The sequence below is a fragment of the Luedemannella flava genome, from assembly GCF_039528515.1.
GTDB classification, from domain to species: domain Bacteria; phylum Actinomycetota; class Actinomycetes; order Mycobacteriales; family Micromonosporaceae; genus Luedemannella; species Luedemannella flava.
The window spans coordinates 1-15,756 of record NZ_BAAALT010000209.1; the positions used below are offsets into that span (position 1 = coordinate 1).

The 15,756-nt window shown below is 73.4% G+C and carries 20 protein-coding genes; 12 read left to right on the forward strand and 8 right to left on the reverse strand.

The annotated features are described in order from the left end of the window. Together ABD211_RS26195 and ABD211_RS26200 are read left to right on the forward strand one after the other, a co-directional pair. Positions 1-212: hypothetical protein (locus ABD211_RS26195; protein ID WP_344137386.1), on the forward strand; the 212-nt coding region annotated here is incomplete at its 5' end. Further along, a complete protein-coding gene (locus ABD211_RS26200; protein WP_344137389.1) occupies positions 178-453 on the forward strand; it encodes a cellulose binding domain-containing protein in 276 nt (91 codons plus the stop codon). The genes ABD211_RS26195 and ABD211_RS26200, both read left to right, overlap by 35 nt. A gap of 63 nt (positions 454-516) precedes the next feature. Here ABD211_RS26200 and ABD211_RS26205 read toward each other — a convergent pair whose 3' ends face one another. The 3 genes from ABD211_RS26205 to ABD211_RS26215 all read right to left on the reverse strand — a co-directional run bounded on the left by ABD211_RS26205 (position 517) and on the right by ABD211_RS26215 (position 3,746). Further along, positions 517-2,079: an MFS transporter gene (locus tag ABD211_RS26205; protein ID WP_344137392.1), complete on the reverse strand. Its 1,563-nt coding sequence runs from the start codon at positions 2,077-2,079 to the stop codon at positions 517-519. Positions 2,080-2,110: 31 nt separating this feature from the next. Further along, on the reverse strand, positions 2,111-3,364 hold the full coding sequence (locus ABD211_RS26210; RefSeq protein ID WP_425560536.1) for an RNA polymerase sigma factor: 1,254 nt from the start codon (positions 3,362-3,364) through the stop codon (positions 2,111-2,113). 40 nt (positions 3,365-3,404) lie between these two features. Continuing rightward, on the reverse strand, positions 3,405-3,746 hold the full coding sequence (locus ABD211_RS26215; RefSeq protein WP_344137394.1) for a YciI family protein: 342 nt from the start codon (positions 3,744-3,746) through the stop codon (positions 3,405-3,407). Positions 3,747-3,895: 149 nt separating this feature from the next. Here ABD211_RS26215 and ABD211_RS26220 point away from each other — a divergent pair, with 149 nt between their 5' ends. Continuing rightward, a complete protein-coding gene (locus tag ABD211_RS26220; RefSeq protein ID WP_344137397.1) occupies positions 3,896-4,360 on the forward strand; it encodes a MarR family winged helix-turn-helix transcriptional regulator in 465 nt (154 codons plus the stop codon). Beyond that, positions 4,357-4,791: a hypothetical protein gene (locus ABD211_RS26225; protein WP_344137400.1), complete on the forward strand. Its 435-nt coding sequence runs from the start codon at positions 4,357-4,359 to the stop codon at positions 4,789-4,791. Before ABD211_RS26220 ends, ABD211_RS26225 begins: the two co-directional genes overlap by 4 nt. Positions 4,792-4,843: 52 nt before the next feature. On the opposite strand, the gene ABD211_RS26230 is transcribed toward ABD211_RS26225, so the two are convergent. Then, entirely contained in the window at positions 4,844-5,878 is a 1,035-nt protein-coding gene (locus ABD211_RS26230) for an RICIN domain-containing protein (RefSeq protein WP_344137403.1), read from the reverse strand. A gap of 175 nt (positions 5,879-6,053) precedes the next feature. On the opposite strand from ABD211_RS26230, the gene ABD211_RS26235 reads away from it, so the two are divergent. The 3 genes from ABD211_RS26235 to ABD211_RS26245 all read left to right on the forward strand — a co-directional run bounded on the left by ABD211_RS26235 (position 6,054) and on the right by ABD211_RS26245 (position 8,336). Further along, positions 6,054-6,608: a histidine phosphatase family protein gene (locus ABD211_RS26235; protein WP_344137406.1), complete on the forward strand. Its 555-nt coding sequence runs from the start codon at positions 6,054-6,056 to the stop codon at positions 6,606-6,608. Positions 6,609-6,621: 13 nt separating this feature from the next. Then, positions 6,622-7,191, forward strand: coding sequence for an HhH-GPD-type base excision DNA repair protein (locus ABD211_RS26240; RefSeq protein ID WP_344137409.1), 570 nt, complete (start codon positions 6,622-6,624; stop codon positions 7,189-7,191). A gap of 74 nt (positions 7,192-7,265) precedes the next feature. Continuing rightward, positions 7,266-8,336 (forward strand): hypothetical protein, encoded by a 1,071-nt coding sequence (locus ABD211_RS26245; protein WP_344137412.1) that lies wholly within the window; start codon positions 7,266-7,268, stop codon positions 8,334-8,336. On the opposite strand, the gene ABD211_RS26250 is transcribed toward ABD211_RS26245, so the two are convergent. Next, a complete protein-coding gene (locus ABD211_RS26250) occupies positions 8,333-8,995 on the reverse strand; it encodes a type 1 glutamine amidotransferase domain-containing protein (protein WP_344137415.1) in 663 nt (220 codons plus the stop codon). The two genes, ABD211_RS26245 and ABD211_RS26250, sit on opposite strands and share 4 nt — an antisense overlap. A gap of 72 nt (positions 8,996-9,067) precedes the next feature. Between ABD211_RS26250 and ABD211_RS26255 the strand changes: the two genes are divergently transcribed. Further along, positions 9,068-9,949, forward strand: coding sequence for a LysR family transcriptional regulator (locus ABD211_RS26255; protein WP_344137418.1), 882 nt, complete (start codon positions 9,068-9,070; stop codon positions 9,947-9,949). On the opposite strand, the gene ABD211_RS26260 is transcribed toward ABD211_RS26255, so the two are convergent. Beyond that, positions 9,934-10,827 (reverse strand): dienelactone hydrolase family protein, encoded by an 894-nt coding sequence (locus tag ABD211_RS26260; RefSeq protein WP_344137421.1) that lies wholly within the window; start codon positions 10,825-10,827, stop codon positions 9,934-9,936. The two genes, ABD211_RS26255 and ABD211_RS26260, sit on opposite strands and share 16 nt — an antisense overlap. Positions 10,828-10,899: 72 nt before the next feature. On the opposite strand from ABD211_RS26260, the gene ABD211_RS26265 reads away from it, so the two are divergent. After that, on the forward strand, positions 10,900-11,256 hold the full coding sequence (locus ABD211_RS26265) for a DUF3099 domain-containing protein (protein WP_344137424.1): 357 nt from the start codon (positions 10,900-10,902) through the stop codon (positions 11,254-11,256). A 10-nt stretch (positions 11,257-11,266) separates the two neighbouring features. Here the strand turns inward: ABD211_RS26265 and ABD211_RS26270 are convergent, their stop codons facing one another. Next, complete coding sequence (locus ABD211_RS26270; RefSeq protein WP_344137427.1) at positions 11,267-12,229, reverse strand: carbohydrate kinase family protein; 963 nt, start codon at positions 12,227-12,229, stop codon at positions 11,267-11,269. Continuing rightward, a complete protein-coding gene (locus ABD211_RS26275) occupies positions 12,226-13,161 on the reverse strand; it encodes a pseudouridine-5'-phosphate glycosidase (RefSeq protein ID WP_344137430.1) in 936 nt (311 codons plus the stop codon). Before ABD211_RS26275 ends, ABD211_RS26270 begins: the two co-directional genes overlap by 4 nt. Before the next feature lie 63 nt (positions 13,162-13,224). Between ABD211_RS26275 and ABD211_RS26280 the strand changes: the two genes are divergently transcribed. The 3 genes from ABD211_RS26280 to ABD211_RS26290 all read left to right on the forward strand — a co-directional run. Further along, entirely contained in the window at positions 13,225-13,473 is a 249-nt protein-coding gene (locus tag ABD211_RS26280) for a DUF3039 domain-containing protein (protein ID WP_344137433.1), read from the forward strand. Positions 13,474-13,494: 21 nt separating this feature from the next. Continuing rightward, a complete protein-coding gene (locus ABD211_RS26285) occupies positions 13,495-14,115 on the forward strand; it encodes a trimeric intracellular cation channel family protein (protein WP_344137436.1) in 621 nt (206 codons plus the stop codon). Between the two features lie 132 nt (positions 14,116-14,247). Continuing rightward, positions 14,248-15,756, forward strand: a 1,509-nt coding sequence (locus tag ABD211_RS26290) for a DEAD/DEAH box helicase (RefSeq protein ID WP_344137439.1), incomplete at its 3' end; no start/stop codon positions are given.

A 15,756-nucleotide genomic window follows, 5' to 3' on the forward strand; every position in this document is an offset into this window, starting at 1 on the left:
ACCACCCGGCCGCCGACGTCCGCCGTGCCGACGAGCGGTGGGCCGACCACCCGGCCGCCGACGAGCGCGGTACCCACGACGGGCGCCCCGACCACCCGGCCGCCGACGTCCCGGCCCCCGACCTCGGCCGTGCCGACGAGTGGCGGACCGACCACGGGCTGCTCGGCGACCTACAAGGTGACCAGCTCCTGGGGCAGCGGCTTCCAGGGTGAGGTCACGGTCAAGAACAACGGCACGAGCACGCTCAACGGCTGGACGACCACGTGGACCAACCCGAGCGGGGTGAGCATCACCCAGCTCTGGAACGGCACGATGACGACCAGCGGCTCGACGGTGACGGTGAAGAACCTCAGCTGGAACGGCACGCTGGCCGGCGGCGCCACGGCGACCTTCGGGTTCCTCGGCTCCGGCAGCTCCAGCACCGTCCCGGCGGTGACCTGCACCAGCCCGTAACGCGACGAGGCGAAGGGGCGGCCCGGTCGACGCCGGTCCGCCCCTTCGCGGTTTCGCTGACGGTCAGGCGGCCGAGCCCACGACCTCGCGGCGCTCCGCCCCGGCCTCGGCCGCCCCGGCCTCGCCCGTCGGCGGCATCCGCCGGAAGGCGACCATGGCCAGCACCGCGAGGCCTGCGAACAGCACCCCGCCCACGGCCGCGACGGTCACCACGCCGGTGGTGAACGCCGACCGCGCGGCGTCGAGCAGCTCCGCGCCGAGTGGCCCACCCAGCCGCTGGGCGGCCACGAACGCGTCCGTGATGCCGCCGCGCGCCGCCTGCTCGACGGCCGCCGGCGTGCCCGCCGGCACATCGAGGCTCGCGCGGTAGGCCACGGCCGCGAGCGAGCCCAGCGTCGCGACGCCCACGGCGATCCCGAACTCGCCGCTGGTCTCCGACAGCGAAGCGGCCGAGCCGGCTTTCTCGGGCGGCGCCGATCCCATGATCAGGTTCATTGACAGCGTCATGGTGGGCGTGATGCCCACGGCCGCCAGGGTCAGCCCGACCACCACCGGCGCGACCCCACCGTCGACGTCCGCGAGGGTCTGGGTGAACAGCCCGATCGTGGAGACCACCAGCCCGCCCGCCATCAGGTACGCGGGCCGGATCCGCTGGGCCAGCGCGGGGCTCGCCATCATGCCGACCGCCATGGCGACACTCTGCGGCAGCAGCCACAGCCCGGCCTGCAGCGGCGACAACCCGCGCACGGTCTGCATGAACAGTGTCGAGGTCAGGCTGATGCCGGCCATGATGATGCCGATGGCCAGGCCGATGCCGAGCGCGCCGGTGAACGTGCGGTTGGCGAACAGCCGCAGGTCCAGCAGCGGGCTGGCCAGCCGACGCTGCCGGCGGACGAAGACCACGCCGGCCGCCGCGCCGACCGCCACCGCGACGGCGGGCACGACGTCCCAGCCGCCCCGCGCGAACTCCTTCAGCCCGTAGATCACCGGCAGGATCGCGGCCAGCGACAGCCCCACGCTGACCAGGTCGAGCCGCCCGGCCGAGGCGTCGCGGTACTCCGGCAGCAGCGCCGGCCCGGCGACCAGCAGCAGCACCATGAACGGCACGCCCAGCAGGAACGCCGACCCCCACCAGAACGTCGCCAGCAGCGCCCCGCCGATGAGCGGGCCGACGGCCATGCCGCCCATGAAGCACGCCATCCAGATCCCGAACGCGGTCGCCATCTGGCGCGGGTCGCGGAACATGTTGCGGATCAGCGCCATCGTCGAGGGCATCAGCGTCGCGCCGGCGACCCCGAGCAGGGCCCGCGCCGCGATCAGCATCGCCGGGCTGTCCGCGTACGCCGCGACCACGGAGACGACGCCGAACGCCGCCGCGCCGATCAGCAGCAGCCGTCGGCGCCCCACCCGGTCGCCGAGCGTGCCCATGGTGACCAGGAAGCCGGCCAGCAGGAACGAGTAGATGTCCAGGATCCACAGCTGCTCGGTGGCGTCCGCGCCCAGGTCGGCGCTCAGCTGCGGCAGGGCCAGGTACAGCACGCTCACGTCCAACGACAGCAGCAGCGTGGGCAGGGCGAGCACGGCCAGGCCCAGCCATTCGCGGCGGGTCGCGCGGGTCGTCTCCATCGGGGAGGTCTCCTCGGGTCGGGTACGTCGTCTACTGGTACGACGAATGCCCCGCTCCGGGATCGACAACCTCGGCCAGGCGGTTGGTAAGAAATTCTCGCTCGGTCCCGTTGTCCACGAGCTCGAGCGCCGCGCGGTATGCGTCGGCCGCCTCGGCCCGGCGGTCCAGCCGGCGCAGCAGGTCCGCCCGCACCGCAGGGAGATAGTGGTAGCCGGTCAGGCGCTCGTCGCCGGCCAGGGCGTCGAGGTGCGCCAGCGCCGCCTCGGGGCCGTCCGTCATGGACACCGCGACCGCCCGGTTGAGCGCGACGACCGGCGACGGCCAGACCGCGAGCAGGTGGTGGTAGAGAGTGACGATCTGCGGCCAGTCGGTCGCGGCGTAGTCCTCGGCCGTGGCGTGCAGCGCGGCGATCGCGGCCTGCAGGGCGTAGCGGCCGACGCGGCCCGTGCGGAAGGCGGCCGCCACCAGGCGCTCGCCCTCCGCGATCGCCGCCCGGTCCCACGCCGACCGGTCCTGGTCCTCCAGCAGGACGAGACGGCCGTCGGCGTCCACCCGGGTCGCCCGGCGCGCGTCGGTGAGCAGCAGCAGCGCGAGCAGCCCGCGCACCTCCGGCTCGTCGGGCATGAGGTCGAGCAGCACGCGGGCCAGGTGCACGGCCCGGTCCACCAGGTCGGCCCGGACGAGGTCGGCCCCCGACGGGGCGGTGTGCCCGGCCGTGAAGAGCAGATGCACCACCGTGAGTACGGCGTCGAGGCGCTCTGGCAGCTCCGCCGCCTCCGGCACCCGGTACGGGATGCGGGCGGCGGCGATCTTCTTCTTGGCGCGGGTCACCCGGGCGGCCATGGTCGGCTCGGCGACCAGGAACGCGCTCGCGATGTCGGGCGTACTCACGCCGCAGACCAGGCGCAGCGTCAGCGCGACCTGCGCCTCCCGGGCCAGCGCCGGGTGGCAGCAGGTGAACACCAGCCGCAGCCGGTCGTCGGGAACGGACTCCTCGTCGGTGATCTCGACGGGCGCCTCGTCGGGCTCCACGAGCAGCGGCATCTTGGTCCGGAAGACCTTGTCCCGGCGCAGGACGTCCAGCGCCTTGCGCTTGGCCGTCGCGGTGAGCCAGGCCCCGGGCCTGGTGGGCACGCCGTCGCGGGCCCAGGCGTCGAGCGCCGCGAGGTACGCGTCCTGGACGCACTCCTCGGCCAGGTCGAGGTCGCCGGCGACGAGCGCCGCCGCGGCGACCACGAAGGCCCACTCGCGACGGTGCGCGTCGGCGACCGNACGAAGGCCCACTCGCGACGGTGCGCGTCGGCGACCGCCTGCTCGGCCTCGGTCACGCGGCCGGGGGCTCGAACAGGGGCCGGACCTCGACGCCGCCCTCGATGGTGGCGGGGTTGAGCTTGGCGATCTCGACGGCCACCTCGAGGCTCGGCGCCTCCAGCACGAAGAAGCCGGCCACGACCTCCTTGGCCTCGATGAACGGGCCGTCGGTGACGACGTCGCCGCGGATCGCCGTGGCGGTGGTGCTCGGTTGCAGCGCGAAGCCGGTGATGGCCTTGCCGCCGAGCTCCTCGATCTGGGCCGGGTACGTCTCCAGGGCCGCGATGTACTCGGGCGAGAGCGCCATCGGGTCGGCCGGGGCGGGGGAAAAGATCAGGACTCCGTACTGGGGCATCGGGTTCTCCTCGGATCGGGTGTTGGACCGTTGCCTTACCGACGAACGGGGTCGTCCGCATTCGACAGCGACCCCGGGAAATTATGTCGGCCGCCAAAAACTCCCCGAGATGCTAGCCATGGCTATAGTATACATGTATATTAAGTGCCATGAGTGAAGGTGCCACCCCGGGGTACCTGGTCTGGCGGCTGGCCACGAAGTGGCGCGTCGCGGTCGACCGGGCGCTGGCCCCGCTGGGCCTCACCCACGCGCAGTACGCGCTGCTCGCCTCGCTGTTCGGCATGAGCCGCGGCGGGCTTCGGCCCAGCCAGCGGCAGCTCGCCGACCACACCGGCCTCGAGCCGCTCTACGTGTCGAAGCTGGCCCGCGCCCTCGAGGCCACCGGGTTCGTCTCGCGCGCCGGGCATCCCGACGACACCCGCGCGGTCCAGCTCGCCCTCACCGACGAGGGCGAGCGGGTCACCCGCGACGCCATCGCGGTCGTCGCGCGGCTGCACGACCGGTTCCTGGCGCCCCTGGGCGGCCTGGCGGGGGAACGCACCGCGGCGTTCCGCCGCGACCTCACCGCGCTGTTGGACGTACCCCTGGATGTTCGTTTTGAGGAGGAAAGATGAGCACGACCCCGACGCTCAACGGCCAGATCCTCGGCGAGGCGGCGCACGCCACCCGCGCGGTGCTCGAACGCGTGCTGGCCCCGACCTCGACCACGTTCCACGAGTCGGTGGTCCTCAACGGCACCGCGCAGGCCGGCGGCGCCGTGCCGCGCGCCGCCATCGTCGCCCGGATGATGGGGGCGGTGAAGATCGACCTGGCCACCGCCGAGGCCGCGGTCGCGAGTCTCGCCGCCGACGGTCTGCTCACCGACGACGGCGAGACCCTGACGCTCACCGACGCCGGGCGGGCCCGCAACGACGCGATCCGCGGTCCGCTGGGCGAGGTCACCCAACGGCTGTACGCGGACCTGCCGGCCGACCACCTCGCCGTCGCCGCCCGCGTCCTGATCACCCTCACCGCCCGAGCCAACGCCGAACTCGCAGCGGCCTGACGGCCGGTGACGATAGGCCGACGTGACGGCGGCCTATCGTCACCGCTGCCCCCTATGCGGCGACGCCGATGAGCCGCCACACCTGGCTGTCCTGGAAGGCGGCGTCACACCGCGCGAGCGCCACCGTCGTGCCGTCGGCCAGCGAACCGTTGGTCACGTTCAGGCACATCCAGATATTGTTGATCTTGCTGAACGACCGGATCTTGAAGGCCAGGTTCCCTGGCGAGAAGTCCACCGGGAACAGCTCCCACAGGACCGCCTGCGGGTCGGTGCCGCACGCGTACTGGTAGGGCCGGTGATCGGCTCGTGACCGGTCAACGGACAGGCACGCGCTCGGGTTGTGCTTCGGGTGCAGACGCACCTTCATCGGGTCGTAGAGGTGGTCGTCGTAACGCGGGACCGCGGCGATCTCGATGCGCCAGAGCTGGTTGGACTGTCCGGCGCCGAGGCACTGCCACTGCTGGATGCGGGCGCCGTTCTGCAGCCCGCCGTTGGGGTAGGTGTCGACGTCGAGGCAGCTCGCGGAGCTGAGTGGGCGGAACGTGTAGTTGAAGCCGGTGGGGAGGAGGGAGAACTCCGTGCAGGAGCCCAGTCGCGCGGCGCTCGTCTCGTCCTCCAGCCAGAGACACTGTCCGCTCTTGCGGTTGACGAAGTTCACGCGGTAGTCGTCGGTTCTGTTGTCGGCCGGGTACGGGTACCGTTGCATCTTCCAGTGCTTCGCGGACGCGTTCCCACAGCCGATCTGGACCAGCGGCGTGCCGCTCGCGGTGCCGTAGCTCTCCGGGAAGATGCACTTTCCCGTGGCTGCGGACACGAGGTAGACGTAGTCGGAGTCCGCGTACCGCACGACATTGATCAGCTGCCGGGCGATGGTCCCGGCGGGCGCGCAGGTGCCGCCGGTGACGAGGCCGTCGTTGCGGGCCTCCAGGCAGGCGTTGTGCGCGGGCCAGTTCGCATGGTGCAGCAGGAACGTGGTGGCGGGGTAGGTGTCGGCGTGGGCGGTGGTGGGACCGACGATGACGGCGGCCGTGCCGCCCACGGCGAGGGCGGCGGCGAGCAGCACGCCGCGGATGGTGCGTCGTCTCATGACATCCTCTGGGACGTAGAGGGAATTGACGTCCATATCTATAACGCGCCGGCGCGACACGCCATAGGCCGCCCGGCCGACCTTGCGGATTCCTTGCGCGATCCGACTATGTTCGCCGCACCTTATCCCGATAGCTATTCACATGAGCCGATTGGGCATGCTGGGCGGAGTGGGGGTGGAGATCGTCTTTGAGACGCACCCGCTGACGATGCACAGCGAGGCCGGCATCGCCAGCGGGTGGCTGCCCGCGTCCCTGTCCGAGAACGGCCGCCGCCACGCCCGCGAGATGCGCCGCCGGCGCCGCAACGAGCACTTCGCCGCCGTCTACCACTCCGACCTGCTCCGGGTGATCGAGACCGTCGAGATCGCGTTCGTCGCGTTCCCCGGGCCGGTGATCGCGGACAAGCGTCTGCGCGACATCAACTACGGCGTACTCAACGGGGCGCCGGAGGCGCAGTTGTGGCGCGAGCGGGCCACCCACATCGACACCCGGTTCCCGCGCGGGGAGAGCCTGCGCCAGGTCGTCGACCGTACCCGCGACCTGCTCGTCGACCTCGCCGGCCGGTGGGACGGCGAGCGGCTCGCGGTCGTGGCCCACCCGGTCAACCGCTGGGCGCTCGACCACCTGCTGCGCGGCGAGCCGCTGGAGAAGCTCGTCGAGGCGCCGTTCGACCGGGACGAGGGCTGGCGGTACGACCTGCCGGCGGGCTGGACCGGCCGGGCGTCGTGAGAGCATGCGGGGTATGGGCTTCCAGATCGCCAACGAACCCGCCGCTGACCAGGTCCTCGACCAGTACCCGTTCGCCATCGTCGTCGGCATGATGCTGGACCAGCAGTACGGCATGGAGCACGCGTTCCGGGGCGGCTGGAAGGTGCTGAGCCGGTTCGGCAACCTGGATCCCGCCGCCATCGCGGCCGCCGACGCGGAGGAGTTCAAGGCGCTGTGCAGCCAGCCGCCGGCGATCCACCGGTTCCCGGGCTCGATGGCCGCCCGCCTGCAGGAGCTCGCCGCGCTGGTCGAGTCGAAGTACGACGGCGACGTGACCCGCCTGTGGACCGAGCCGAAGACCGGCAAGGAGCTGATCAAACGCGTGCAGGAGCTGCCCGGCTTCGGCAAGCAGAAGGCGCAGATCTTCGTCGCGCTGCTCGCCAAGCAGCTCAACGTCAAGCCCGAGGGCTGGGCGGCGGTGTGCGGCGACTACGCGCTCGACGGCTACCGGTCCGTGGCCGACGTGGTGGACGCCGCCTCGCTGCAGAAGGTCCGCGAGTTCAAGCAGCAGAAGAAGGCGGAACTCAAGACATCGTCAAGTTAGGACGAACGCATACCAATCCGCACGCCTGATCCCCTAGACTCGCTCGGTTCCGTTGTCCGGTCGGGGGAGGATCGATGTGGCTCGTCAGCTCACGGTGGCCGTTGTTGTTCGCGGCGCTGCTGGCCATCGTGGTGCCGGTCGCGTGGATCGGGTACGCGCTCGCGCTGCACGGTTCCGGCTTCCTGCTGGCCGCGCTCGTGGTGCTCCTGGGGTTGCCCGTGCTGCCGGCGCTGGTCGGCGGCGCGACGTTGCTCTTCTCGCCGCTTCCCGAGCTGACCGTCGACGGCATTCGCGTCCGTCGTCGCCTGGTGCCCTGGTCGGCGATCGATGTGGTGTGGCTCGAGTATTTCGGCCGGCGGCTGCATCTGAGCGTGCTGACCACCGACCCGGACCGCAAGCGGCCCTACCGCGTCCCGCTGACGGCCGGTTCGCCCGAACCCGCGGCGCTGGCCGACGCGATCCGCACGCTCAGCCACGGCGCGGTCGAACTGTCGGACCGCGGCCCGCAGCGTGAGGCGTCGGCGTTCGACGAGGGCGGTCCGCGCCGGCGCCGGTCGTTGCGCCTCGGGCGGGAGACGAAGGCTCCCGCCTGGCGGTACATCGTGTGGCCGGTCGCTCTCGTGCTGGCTGTGCCGCTGTTCCTGGACCGGCCGCAGGCGTGGCGCCAGCCGTGGTGGCCGGGTGTGACGGCCGCCGCCGTCGTGCCGGACGCGTGTGCCGCGGTCAGCGCCGAGGTGGCCCGCGACCTGTTCGCGTCCGCGACCGGCCAGCACTTCGCCGACAGCGGCGATCACAGCGCCTGCCGGATCGACGGCAACCAGGCCTACCTGGCCGTCGACATCTCCGCCTTCAGCCCGGCGTTCAGTTCGGGCGCCGACGCGGCGGTCGCGCGCATGAACGAGGCCAGGTCGCGGACGGACCGGTTCCGGCCGGAGCCGGTGTCCGGTCTCGGCGACGCCGCGTGGATCGCCGGCAACCCGCAGGGGACGTCCACGGGCATCGACCGGGCGCAGGTGCTGCTGGTGGTCCGTCGCGCCAACGTGGTGATAGAGATCATCTACCGCGGCGAGAGCGAGCCGGCCACCGCCCGCGCGGCGGTCGTGGACACCGCGCGGCGCGCCCTCGCCGCGGCAGAGATCGCCTAACGTCGGTCGAGGAGCGCGGCGACCTGTTCGGCGCAGCCCCGCGCCGACGCCGGGTTCTGGCCCGTGACAAGGCGGTCGTCGACCACGACCTGCGCGGCGAAGTCCGGCGCGGGGACGTGGGTCGCGCCGCGGGCGGTGAGCGCGTCGGCGAGCAGGAACGGCACGACCTCCGTGAGGCCGACGGCGGCCTCCTCGTCGTTCGTGAAGGCGGCCACCCGCCGGCCGTCGACGAGGTGCCGACCGTCGGAGAGTCGCAGGTTCACCAGCGCGGCCGGGCCGTGGCAGACGGCGCCGACGACCCCGCCGCGCTCGTAGACGGCGCCGGCGACGGCGGTCAGGTCGGCCGCGTCGGGAAAGTCCCACATGGTGCCGTGACCGCCGGCGAAGAACACCGCGTCGTAGGCGCCCGGGTCGACGTCGGCGGGCTTCGCGGTGTGGTCCAGGTCGACGCCGGCGAAGAACGCCCGCTGCGTCGGGTCGTCCGGGTCGTGCCCGTCCACCGGCGGCCGGCCGCCGGCCACCGAGACGAGGTCGACCTCGTGGCCGGCGGCGGTGAACACCGCCCACGGTTCGGCGGCCTCGCCGGCGTAGAAGCCGGTGCCGCGACCGGTGTCGCCGAGCTTGTCATGACTGGTGAGAGCGATGAGTACGCGTGCCATGTGCCCATCCTGCCCGCGTCAACCCATCACCGACCAATATAACGACCCGCGTACGGCCATAGAATTTCTGATGTGAAGGTCTCCCTCGACGTGCTCCGCACGTTCCTGGCGGTGCACCGTGCCGGGTCGATCACGGCCGCCGCCGACCTGCTCGGCCTGGCCCAGCCGACGGTGACGGCGCAGATGAAGGCCCTGGAGACCGCGTTGGCACGGCCGCTGTTCGACCGGCGGCCGCGCGGCGTCGCGCCCACGGCGGCGGCGGACGCTCTCGCCCGGCGGATCGCCGACCCGCTCGACGAGCTGGAGGCGGTCGTCCTCGGGCACGGCGCGCCGGCGTCCGAGCCGGAGACGGTGCACCTGGGCGGGCCCGCCGAGTTCCTCTCCGACCAGGTGCTGCCCGCGCTGGCCGACCTGACCGACGCGGGCGTCCGGTTGCGCGCCTCGTTCGGCATGCCCGACGCGCTCGTCGCGGACCTGCTCGCCGGCCGGCTCGACCTGGCGGTCTGCTCGACCCGGCCGCGTCGCGCGGGCCTTGTCGTCACCCCCTGCTACGACGAGGAGTTCGTCCTCGTCGCGGCCGGCCGCTGGGCACGGCGGGTGGCTGGCCCCGACGATTTAGCCGACGTCCCGCTCGTCGCGTACGCCGAGGAGGCGCCCATCCTGCGCCGGTACTGGCGCACGGTCTTCGGGGTCCGGCTGACCCGGGTCCCCGAGCTGGTCGTGGCGGATCTGCGGGGCGTGACGGCGGCCGTACTCGCGGGGGCGGGCGCCAGCGTGCTGCCCGCGTACCTGTGCGCACCGCACGGGGCGTTGCGGGCGCTGGTCGAGCCGGCGGTCCCGCCGTTGAACACGCTGTACCTGGTGCACCGCCCGGCCGCGCTGGGCCGGCGCGGCGTCGCCGCCGTGCACGCGCGGATCCTCGCGCGGCTCGGGCAGGCTCAGGCGGACAGGTAGCGGTCGAACCAGTTCAGCACCCGCTGGTACGCGTCGGCGGCGGCCTCGGCGTTGTAGCGGGGCCCGGTGTCGTTGAAGAAGGCGTGGTCGACGCCCGGGTAGGTGACGATCTCGTGGGGCAGCCCGGCGGCCCGCAACGCCGCCTCGGCGGCGTCGCGGCTGGCGTTGACCCGGGCGTCCAGTTCGGCGTAGATGCCGAGCACGGCCGCGCCCGAGCGGGAGAAGTCCGGCTTGTCGGGCAGCGGGCCGTAGAACGGGACGGCGGCGCTGAGCCGGGGCTCGCCCGCGGCCAGGAGCCGCCAGACCAGCCCGCCGCCGAAACAGAACCCGACCGCGCCGAGCTTGCGGTCCTCGACGCGTGCGCTGAGCTCGGTGAGCGCGGCGCGCAGGTCGGCGATGAACCGGGTGGGCGGCACCGTGCCGAGGGTCGCGGTGACCTTGGCCGGGTCGCCGATGGCGGCGGTGCCGCCCTCCTCGGACAGCAGGTCCGGCGCCAGCGCCGCGTACCCGCTCGCGGCGAGCCGCCCGGCGACCGAGCGGATGTGGTCGGTCAGGCCCTTGTTCTCATGGATGACCAGGACCCCGCCGCGCGGCTCGCCCTCCGGCGTCGCCCACGCCGCCTGAATGATGTTGCCGGCGGGGTCGGGAAAGGTGATCGCCTCGACGGCCCGCGGCGTGGGCCCGACCGGGGAGCCGCCGCCCGTCGTGGGCCCGACGACGGGGGAGCCGTTGCCGGCGCACGCGGCCAGCAGCGCGGTGGCGGACACTCCGGTGACGCCCAGCAGACCTAACCGGCGCAGCGCCTCGCGCCTGTTCACCAGCCCGTCCGCGTGGTCGACCGCGATCTCTTCCGCGAGGTACCGCCCCAGCGAGTCCATCCGACCCCCCCACGGGCAGCGTATCGGTCGGCCGCCTGCGCCGCGGTGGTTCGAAGGTGGCACCATCCAAGGGTGAGCCGCCGACGACCCGACCCGGTCCTGATCACAGACGCCCCGGAGAGCCCCGAGCGCGAGCGGCTCGGCCGCGAGGTCCGCTACCTGATCATGATGGGGATCCGGGCGGCCTGCCTGATCGTCGCCGCCATCCTGGTCAGCAACAAGCCGCCGCACTACGGCTGGTGGGTGATCGGCTGCGTCGTCGGCATGGTGGTGCTGCCCTGGCTCGCGGTCCTGATCGCCAACGACCGCCCCGCCAAGGCGCGGTACCGGATGTCGCGCTACCTGCACCGCCCGGCCGCCCCGCCACCCACCGACCCGCGCTCGCTGCCGACCCCGCGCGAGGACCGCGTCATCGACGCCGACGACTAGATCATTCCCGCTACCGCGGCGGTGTCGCGCCCCTATCGGGGCCGCTTCCCGCCGCAGTCCCGGGTGGGCGCGCGCCGAGCCGGGTGACCGCCGCGGCGCCGCGTTCGGTTCCTGTCCGCAGCGCGGTTGGCGGGTCCACGCCCGCGACAAATCCCGCGAGTACGCCCGCCGCGAACGCGTCGCCCGCGCCCGTCGCGTCCACCACGTCGCCGGCCGTGCCTGCCGCCCGGGCGGCCGTCGCGCCTCCGGTGGCCCACGCGGCCCCCGCCCGGCCGCTCGTCACGACGGCGTGCCGCACGTGCGCCGACACGGCCGCCGCGAGCGCCTCCAGGGAGTCCCCGCCGGACGCCGGCCGGCGCAGCAGGGCCCGGGCCTCGTCGGCGTTGCACAGGAGCAGGTCGACACCACGTACCAGATCGTTGAAGTCGGGCACGGCCCGCAACGCGACCGCGGACGCCGCGCCCACGCTGGTCGTGCGGCCGAGCTCGCGCGCCGTGGTCAGCGCGTGCCGGCCGGCCGCCCGGGTCACCGGGTCGAGCAGCACGTACGCCGAGACGTGCACGTGGATGACGTCCGGGTCGCGGACGGGGGCGTCGACGTCGTCGGGGCGCAGCAGCGCGTTCGCGCCCCGGTCGCTGAGCATCGTCCGCTCGTCCCCGGTGACCAGGACGACCACGCACCCGGTCGCCGCGCCCGGCGCCCGGCGGACGCGCGCACAGTCCACCCCGGTTCTGCTCAGCTCCACGAGCCGCTCCTCGCCGGCCGCGTCGTCGCCGGCCACCCCGACCAGCTCCACCGGCACGCCCTCGGCGACCAGCCAGGCGGCCGTGTTGGCGGCCGACCCGCCACCGGTCACCCGGATGCGGGCCGCCGTGTCCGCCCCGGCCGCGAGCGGCGCCGGGTGCGCGGCGAGCACGTCGGTGACGATGTCGCCGACGACGAGCACCCGACCGGGCAGCGCGCGGCCGGTCACGCCGGGATCGACGCGGCGGCGGTGTGGTAGGCCGTGGCGATCTGCGCGGCGAGCGCCGCGTTGCGCAGGATGATCTCCACGTTGACCGTGAGGCTGGCGCCCTGGGTTCGCTCGTGGAAGTGCGCCAGCAGGTACGGCGTGACGGCCTTGCCGGCGATGCCGTCGCGCTCCAGGCCGGCCAGGCCCTCGGTGAGCACCGCGTCGTGCAGGACGGGGTCGAGCTGCTCACTCTCGGGCAGCGGGTTCGCCACGATCAGCGCCGCACGGTGCACGTCCTGCGCCCGGCGGGCGGCCATGACGGCGGCCAGCTCGGTCGGGGTGTCGGCGGACCAGTCGAGCAGGAAGCCGCTGTCGGTGAGGTAGAAGCCGGGGAAGCGTCGGGTGCCGTAGCCGACCACGGACACCCCGAGCGTCTCCAACCGCTCCAGCGTGGCGCCGACGTCCAGGATGGACTTCACGCCGGCGCAGACCACGGTGATGGGCGTCTGGCCCAGGGTGGTGAGGTCGGCGGACTCGTCGTAGGTCTGCTGCGCGTCGCGGTGCACGCCGCCGAGCCCGCCGGTGGCGAAGACCGTGATGCCGAGCCGGGCGGCGACCGCGCTGGTGCTGGCCACCGTGGTGGCCCCGTCGGCTCGGGCGGCCGCCGCGACGGCCAGGTCGCGCACCGACAGCTTGGCGACCCCGTCGGCGGTGGCCAGGTGGGTCAGCTCGGCGTCGTCGAGGCCGACCACGAGGGTGCCGTCGATCATGCCGATGGTGGCCGGCACCGCGCCGTGGTCGCGGACCGTCTGCTCGATCCGGCGGGCGACGGTGAGGTTCTGCGGGCGGGGCAGGCCGTGGGAGACGATGGTGCTCTCCAGCGCCACCACGGGCGCCCCGGCGGCCAGCGCGGCCGCCACCTCGTCCCGGCACCGTATCGCCGAATCGGTCATGACCCGACCGTACGCCCAGGGGTTTGATCGACGGGACGATGGTGGGCCTGGCACACTGGGGGTGTGACCACACCGACCACCGCCCCCCAGTCCGGCACGACCGTCGAAGAGCGCGTCGACTACCGCCTCGACGAGGGTGACCACGAGCGCTTCGCCCACTACGTGACCTCCGCCGAGGCCCTCATGCAGGCCATGGTCGAGGGGACGCCGGTGCAGGCGCTCTGCGGCAAGGTCTGGGTGCCCTCGCGCGACCCGCAGCGCTTCCCGATCTGCCCCACCTGCAAGGAGATCGCGGACTCGCTGGAGGACTGACCGGCCCGGCGCGGATCTGCCATGGACACGCGCGACGCGCTCGTCGTGGCCGACCTCGTCGGCGTGGCGGTGTTCGCCGCGTCCGGCGCGTCGGCGGGGGTGGCCAAGCGGCTAGACCTGTTCGGCGTGGTGTTCATCGGCTTCGTCTCCGCCCTGGGCGGCGGGTTGCTGCGCGACGTCTTCATCGGCCGGGTGCCCCCGCTGGCGCTGGCCGACTGGCACTACAGCGTCACGGCCGCCGTGACCGCGGCGGTCGTCTTCCGGTTCCACCCGCACGTGGCCAAACTGCGGCGCAGCGTCCTGCTGCTCGACGCGGCCGGCCTGGGCCTGTTCACCGCCGCGAGCACGCTCAAGGCGCTGCAGGCCGGGGTGCCCGCGGTCGGCTCGTGCATCGTCGGCATGCTCACCGGCATCGGCGGCGGCCTGGTCCGCGACCTGCTCACCGGGGAGATCCCGGTGGTGCTGCGGCGCGAGATCTACGCGGTGGCGGCGCTGCTGGGCGCGATCGCGGTCGCCATCGGGTACCAGTTCGACGTGCCGGCGACCCCGCTGATGCTCACGGCGGCGGTGTTCATCTGCGCGCTGCGGGTCGTGGCGCTGAGCCGGCGCTGGGAGGCGCCGGTCGCCCGACTCGACCCCTGACCGCCGCGTGACGCCCGGCACGTCCCATGGCCGCGTCGTGCGGCGGCCGGACGGCGATGGGCGGGGTAAGCTGAGCCGGCCTTCGTGGGTCGTCGGACCCCGGGGGCTTCATCGTGTGTGGGGAGGGGTGGCATGGCGTCGCGGCCGGACATCGAGCGGTTTCCGCCGCTGCGGGCCTGGCAACGCAAGGCGATGGTGGAGTACCTGCGCCGGCCCGCCGAGGACTTCCTGGCCGTCGCGACGCCCGGCGCGGGCAAGACCACGTTCGCCCTGCGGCTGGCCGCCGAGCTGTTGGCCGCCGGCACGATCGAGGCCGTCACCGTGGTGACCCCGACCGAGCACCTCAAGCACCAGTGGGCCGCCTCCGGCGCGGGCGTCGGCATCCAGCTCGACCCGGGCTTCCGCAACGCCGACGTGCACTCCTCGTCGGACTTCCACGGCGCCGTCGTCACCTACGCCCAGGTCGGCATGGCCCCGGCGGTGCACAAGCGCCGCACGCTGTCGCGTCGTACGATGGTGATCCTGGATGAGATCCACCACGCGGGAGATTCCCGGTCGTGGGGAGAGGGCGTCTCGTCGGCCTTCGGGCCGGCCGAGCGGCGGCTGATGCTCACGGGCACCCCGTTCCGGTCCGACGACAACCCCATCCCGTTCGTGTTCTACGAGCGCGGTCCGGACGGTCTCCTGCGCTCGAAATCCAACACCACCTACGGGTACGGGGACGCGCTGCGCGAGGGCGTGGTGCGCCCGGTCATCTTCCTCGCCTACTCCGGGGAGACCCGGTGGCGCACCTCGGCGGGCGAGGAGCTCGCCGCGCGCCTGGGCGAGCCGATGACCCAGGACCTCATCGCCCAGGCCTGGCGCACGGCGCTGGACCCGAAAGGCGACTGGATGCCGCAGGTGCTGCGCGCCGCCGACGCCCGGCTGACCGTCGTGCGCAAGGGCATGCCGGACGCCGGGGGCCTGGTGATCGCCAGCGACCAGACGGCCGCGCGCGCCTACGCGAAGCTGCTGGGGGAGATCACGGGGGAGAAGGCCGTCGTGGTCCTCTCCGACGACGCCGGCGCGTCGGGGCGCATCGCCGAGTTCGCGGCCGGCCAGCAGCGCTGGCTGGTGGCGGTGCGGATGGTGTCCGAGGGCGTGGACATCCCGCGCCTGGCCGTGGGGGTGTACGCGACGAACGCCTCGACCCCGCTGTTCTTCGCCCAGGCGATCGGCCGGTTCGTGCGGGCCCGCCGGCCGGGGGAGACGGCCAGCGTCTTCCTGCCGACCGTGCCGCACCTGCTGGAGCTGGCCAGCGAGATGGAGGCCGCCCGCGACCACGTGCTGGGCGTGAAAGCCAAGGACGGGTTCGACGACGAGCTGCTGGAGCGGGCGCAGCGCGACGAGAAGGCCAGCGACGAACTGGGCGCCACCTTCGAGGCGCTGTCGGCGACCGCCGAGCTCGACCAGGTGATCTTCGACGGGGCCACGTTCGGCACCCCGGTCGGCGCGGGTACGCCCGAGGAGGAGGAGTACCTCGGCCTGCCCGGTCTGCTCACCCCGGACCAGGTCGCGACCCTGCTGGCCAAGCGGCAGGCCGAACAGGACGCCGCCGAGCGGCGGGCCCGCGCGGCTGCGGGTGCCGCGGGCGGCGCGGAG

What these genes read in the sequence shown, in the direction of transcription:
- ABD211_RS26260 (WP_344137421.1), bottom strand. Translation starts at nt 10,827, where the DNA reads ATGGACTCGCTGGGGCGGTACCTCGCGGAAGAGATCGCGGTCGACCAC.
- ABD211_RS26240 (WP_344137409.1), top strand. Translation starts at nt 6,622, where the DNA reads ATGGGCTTCCAGATCGCCAACGAACCCGCCGCTGACCAGGTCCTCGAC.
- ABD211_RS26215 (WP_344137394.1), bottom strand. Translation starts at nt 3,746, where the DNA reads ATGCCCCAGTACGGAGTCCTGATCTTTTCCCCCGCCCCGGCCGACCCG.
- ABD211_RS26220 (WP_344137397.1), top strand. Translation starts at nt 3,896, where the DNA reads ATGAGTGAAGGTGCCACCCCGGGGTACCTGGTCTGGCGGCTGGCCACG.
- ABD211_RS26230 (WP_344137403.1), bottom strand. Translation starts at nt 5,878, where the DNA reads ATGAGACGACGCACCATCCGCGGCGTGCTGCTCGCCGCCGCCCTCGCC.
- ABD211_RS26205 (WP_344137392.1), bottom strand. Translation starts at nt 2,079, where the DNA reads ATGGAGACGACCCGCGCGACCCGCCGCGAATGGCTGGGCCTGGCCGTG.
- ABD211_RS26250 (WP_344137415.1), bottom strand. Translation starts at nt 8,995, where the DNA reads ATGGCACGCGTACTCATCGCTCTCACCAGTCATGACAAGCTCGGCGAC.
- ABD211_RS26225 (WP_344137400.1), top strand. Translation starts at nt 4,357, where the DNA reads ATGAGCACGACCCCGACGCTCAACGGCCAGATCCTCGGCGAGGCGGCG.
- ABD211_RS26245 (WP_344137412.1), top strand. Translation starts at nt 7,266, where the DNA reads ATGTGGCTCGTCAGCTCACGGTGGCCGTTGTTGTTCGCGGCGCTGCTG.
- ABD211_RS26275 (WP_344137430.1), bottom strand. Translation starts at nt 13,161, where the DNA reads ATGACCGATTCGGCGATACGGTGCCGGGACGAGGTGGCGGCCGCGCTG.
- ABD211_RS26285 (WP_344137436.1), top strand. Translation starts at nt 13,495, where the DNA reads ATGGACACGCGCGACGCGCTCGTCGTGGCCGACCTCGTCGGCGTGGCG.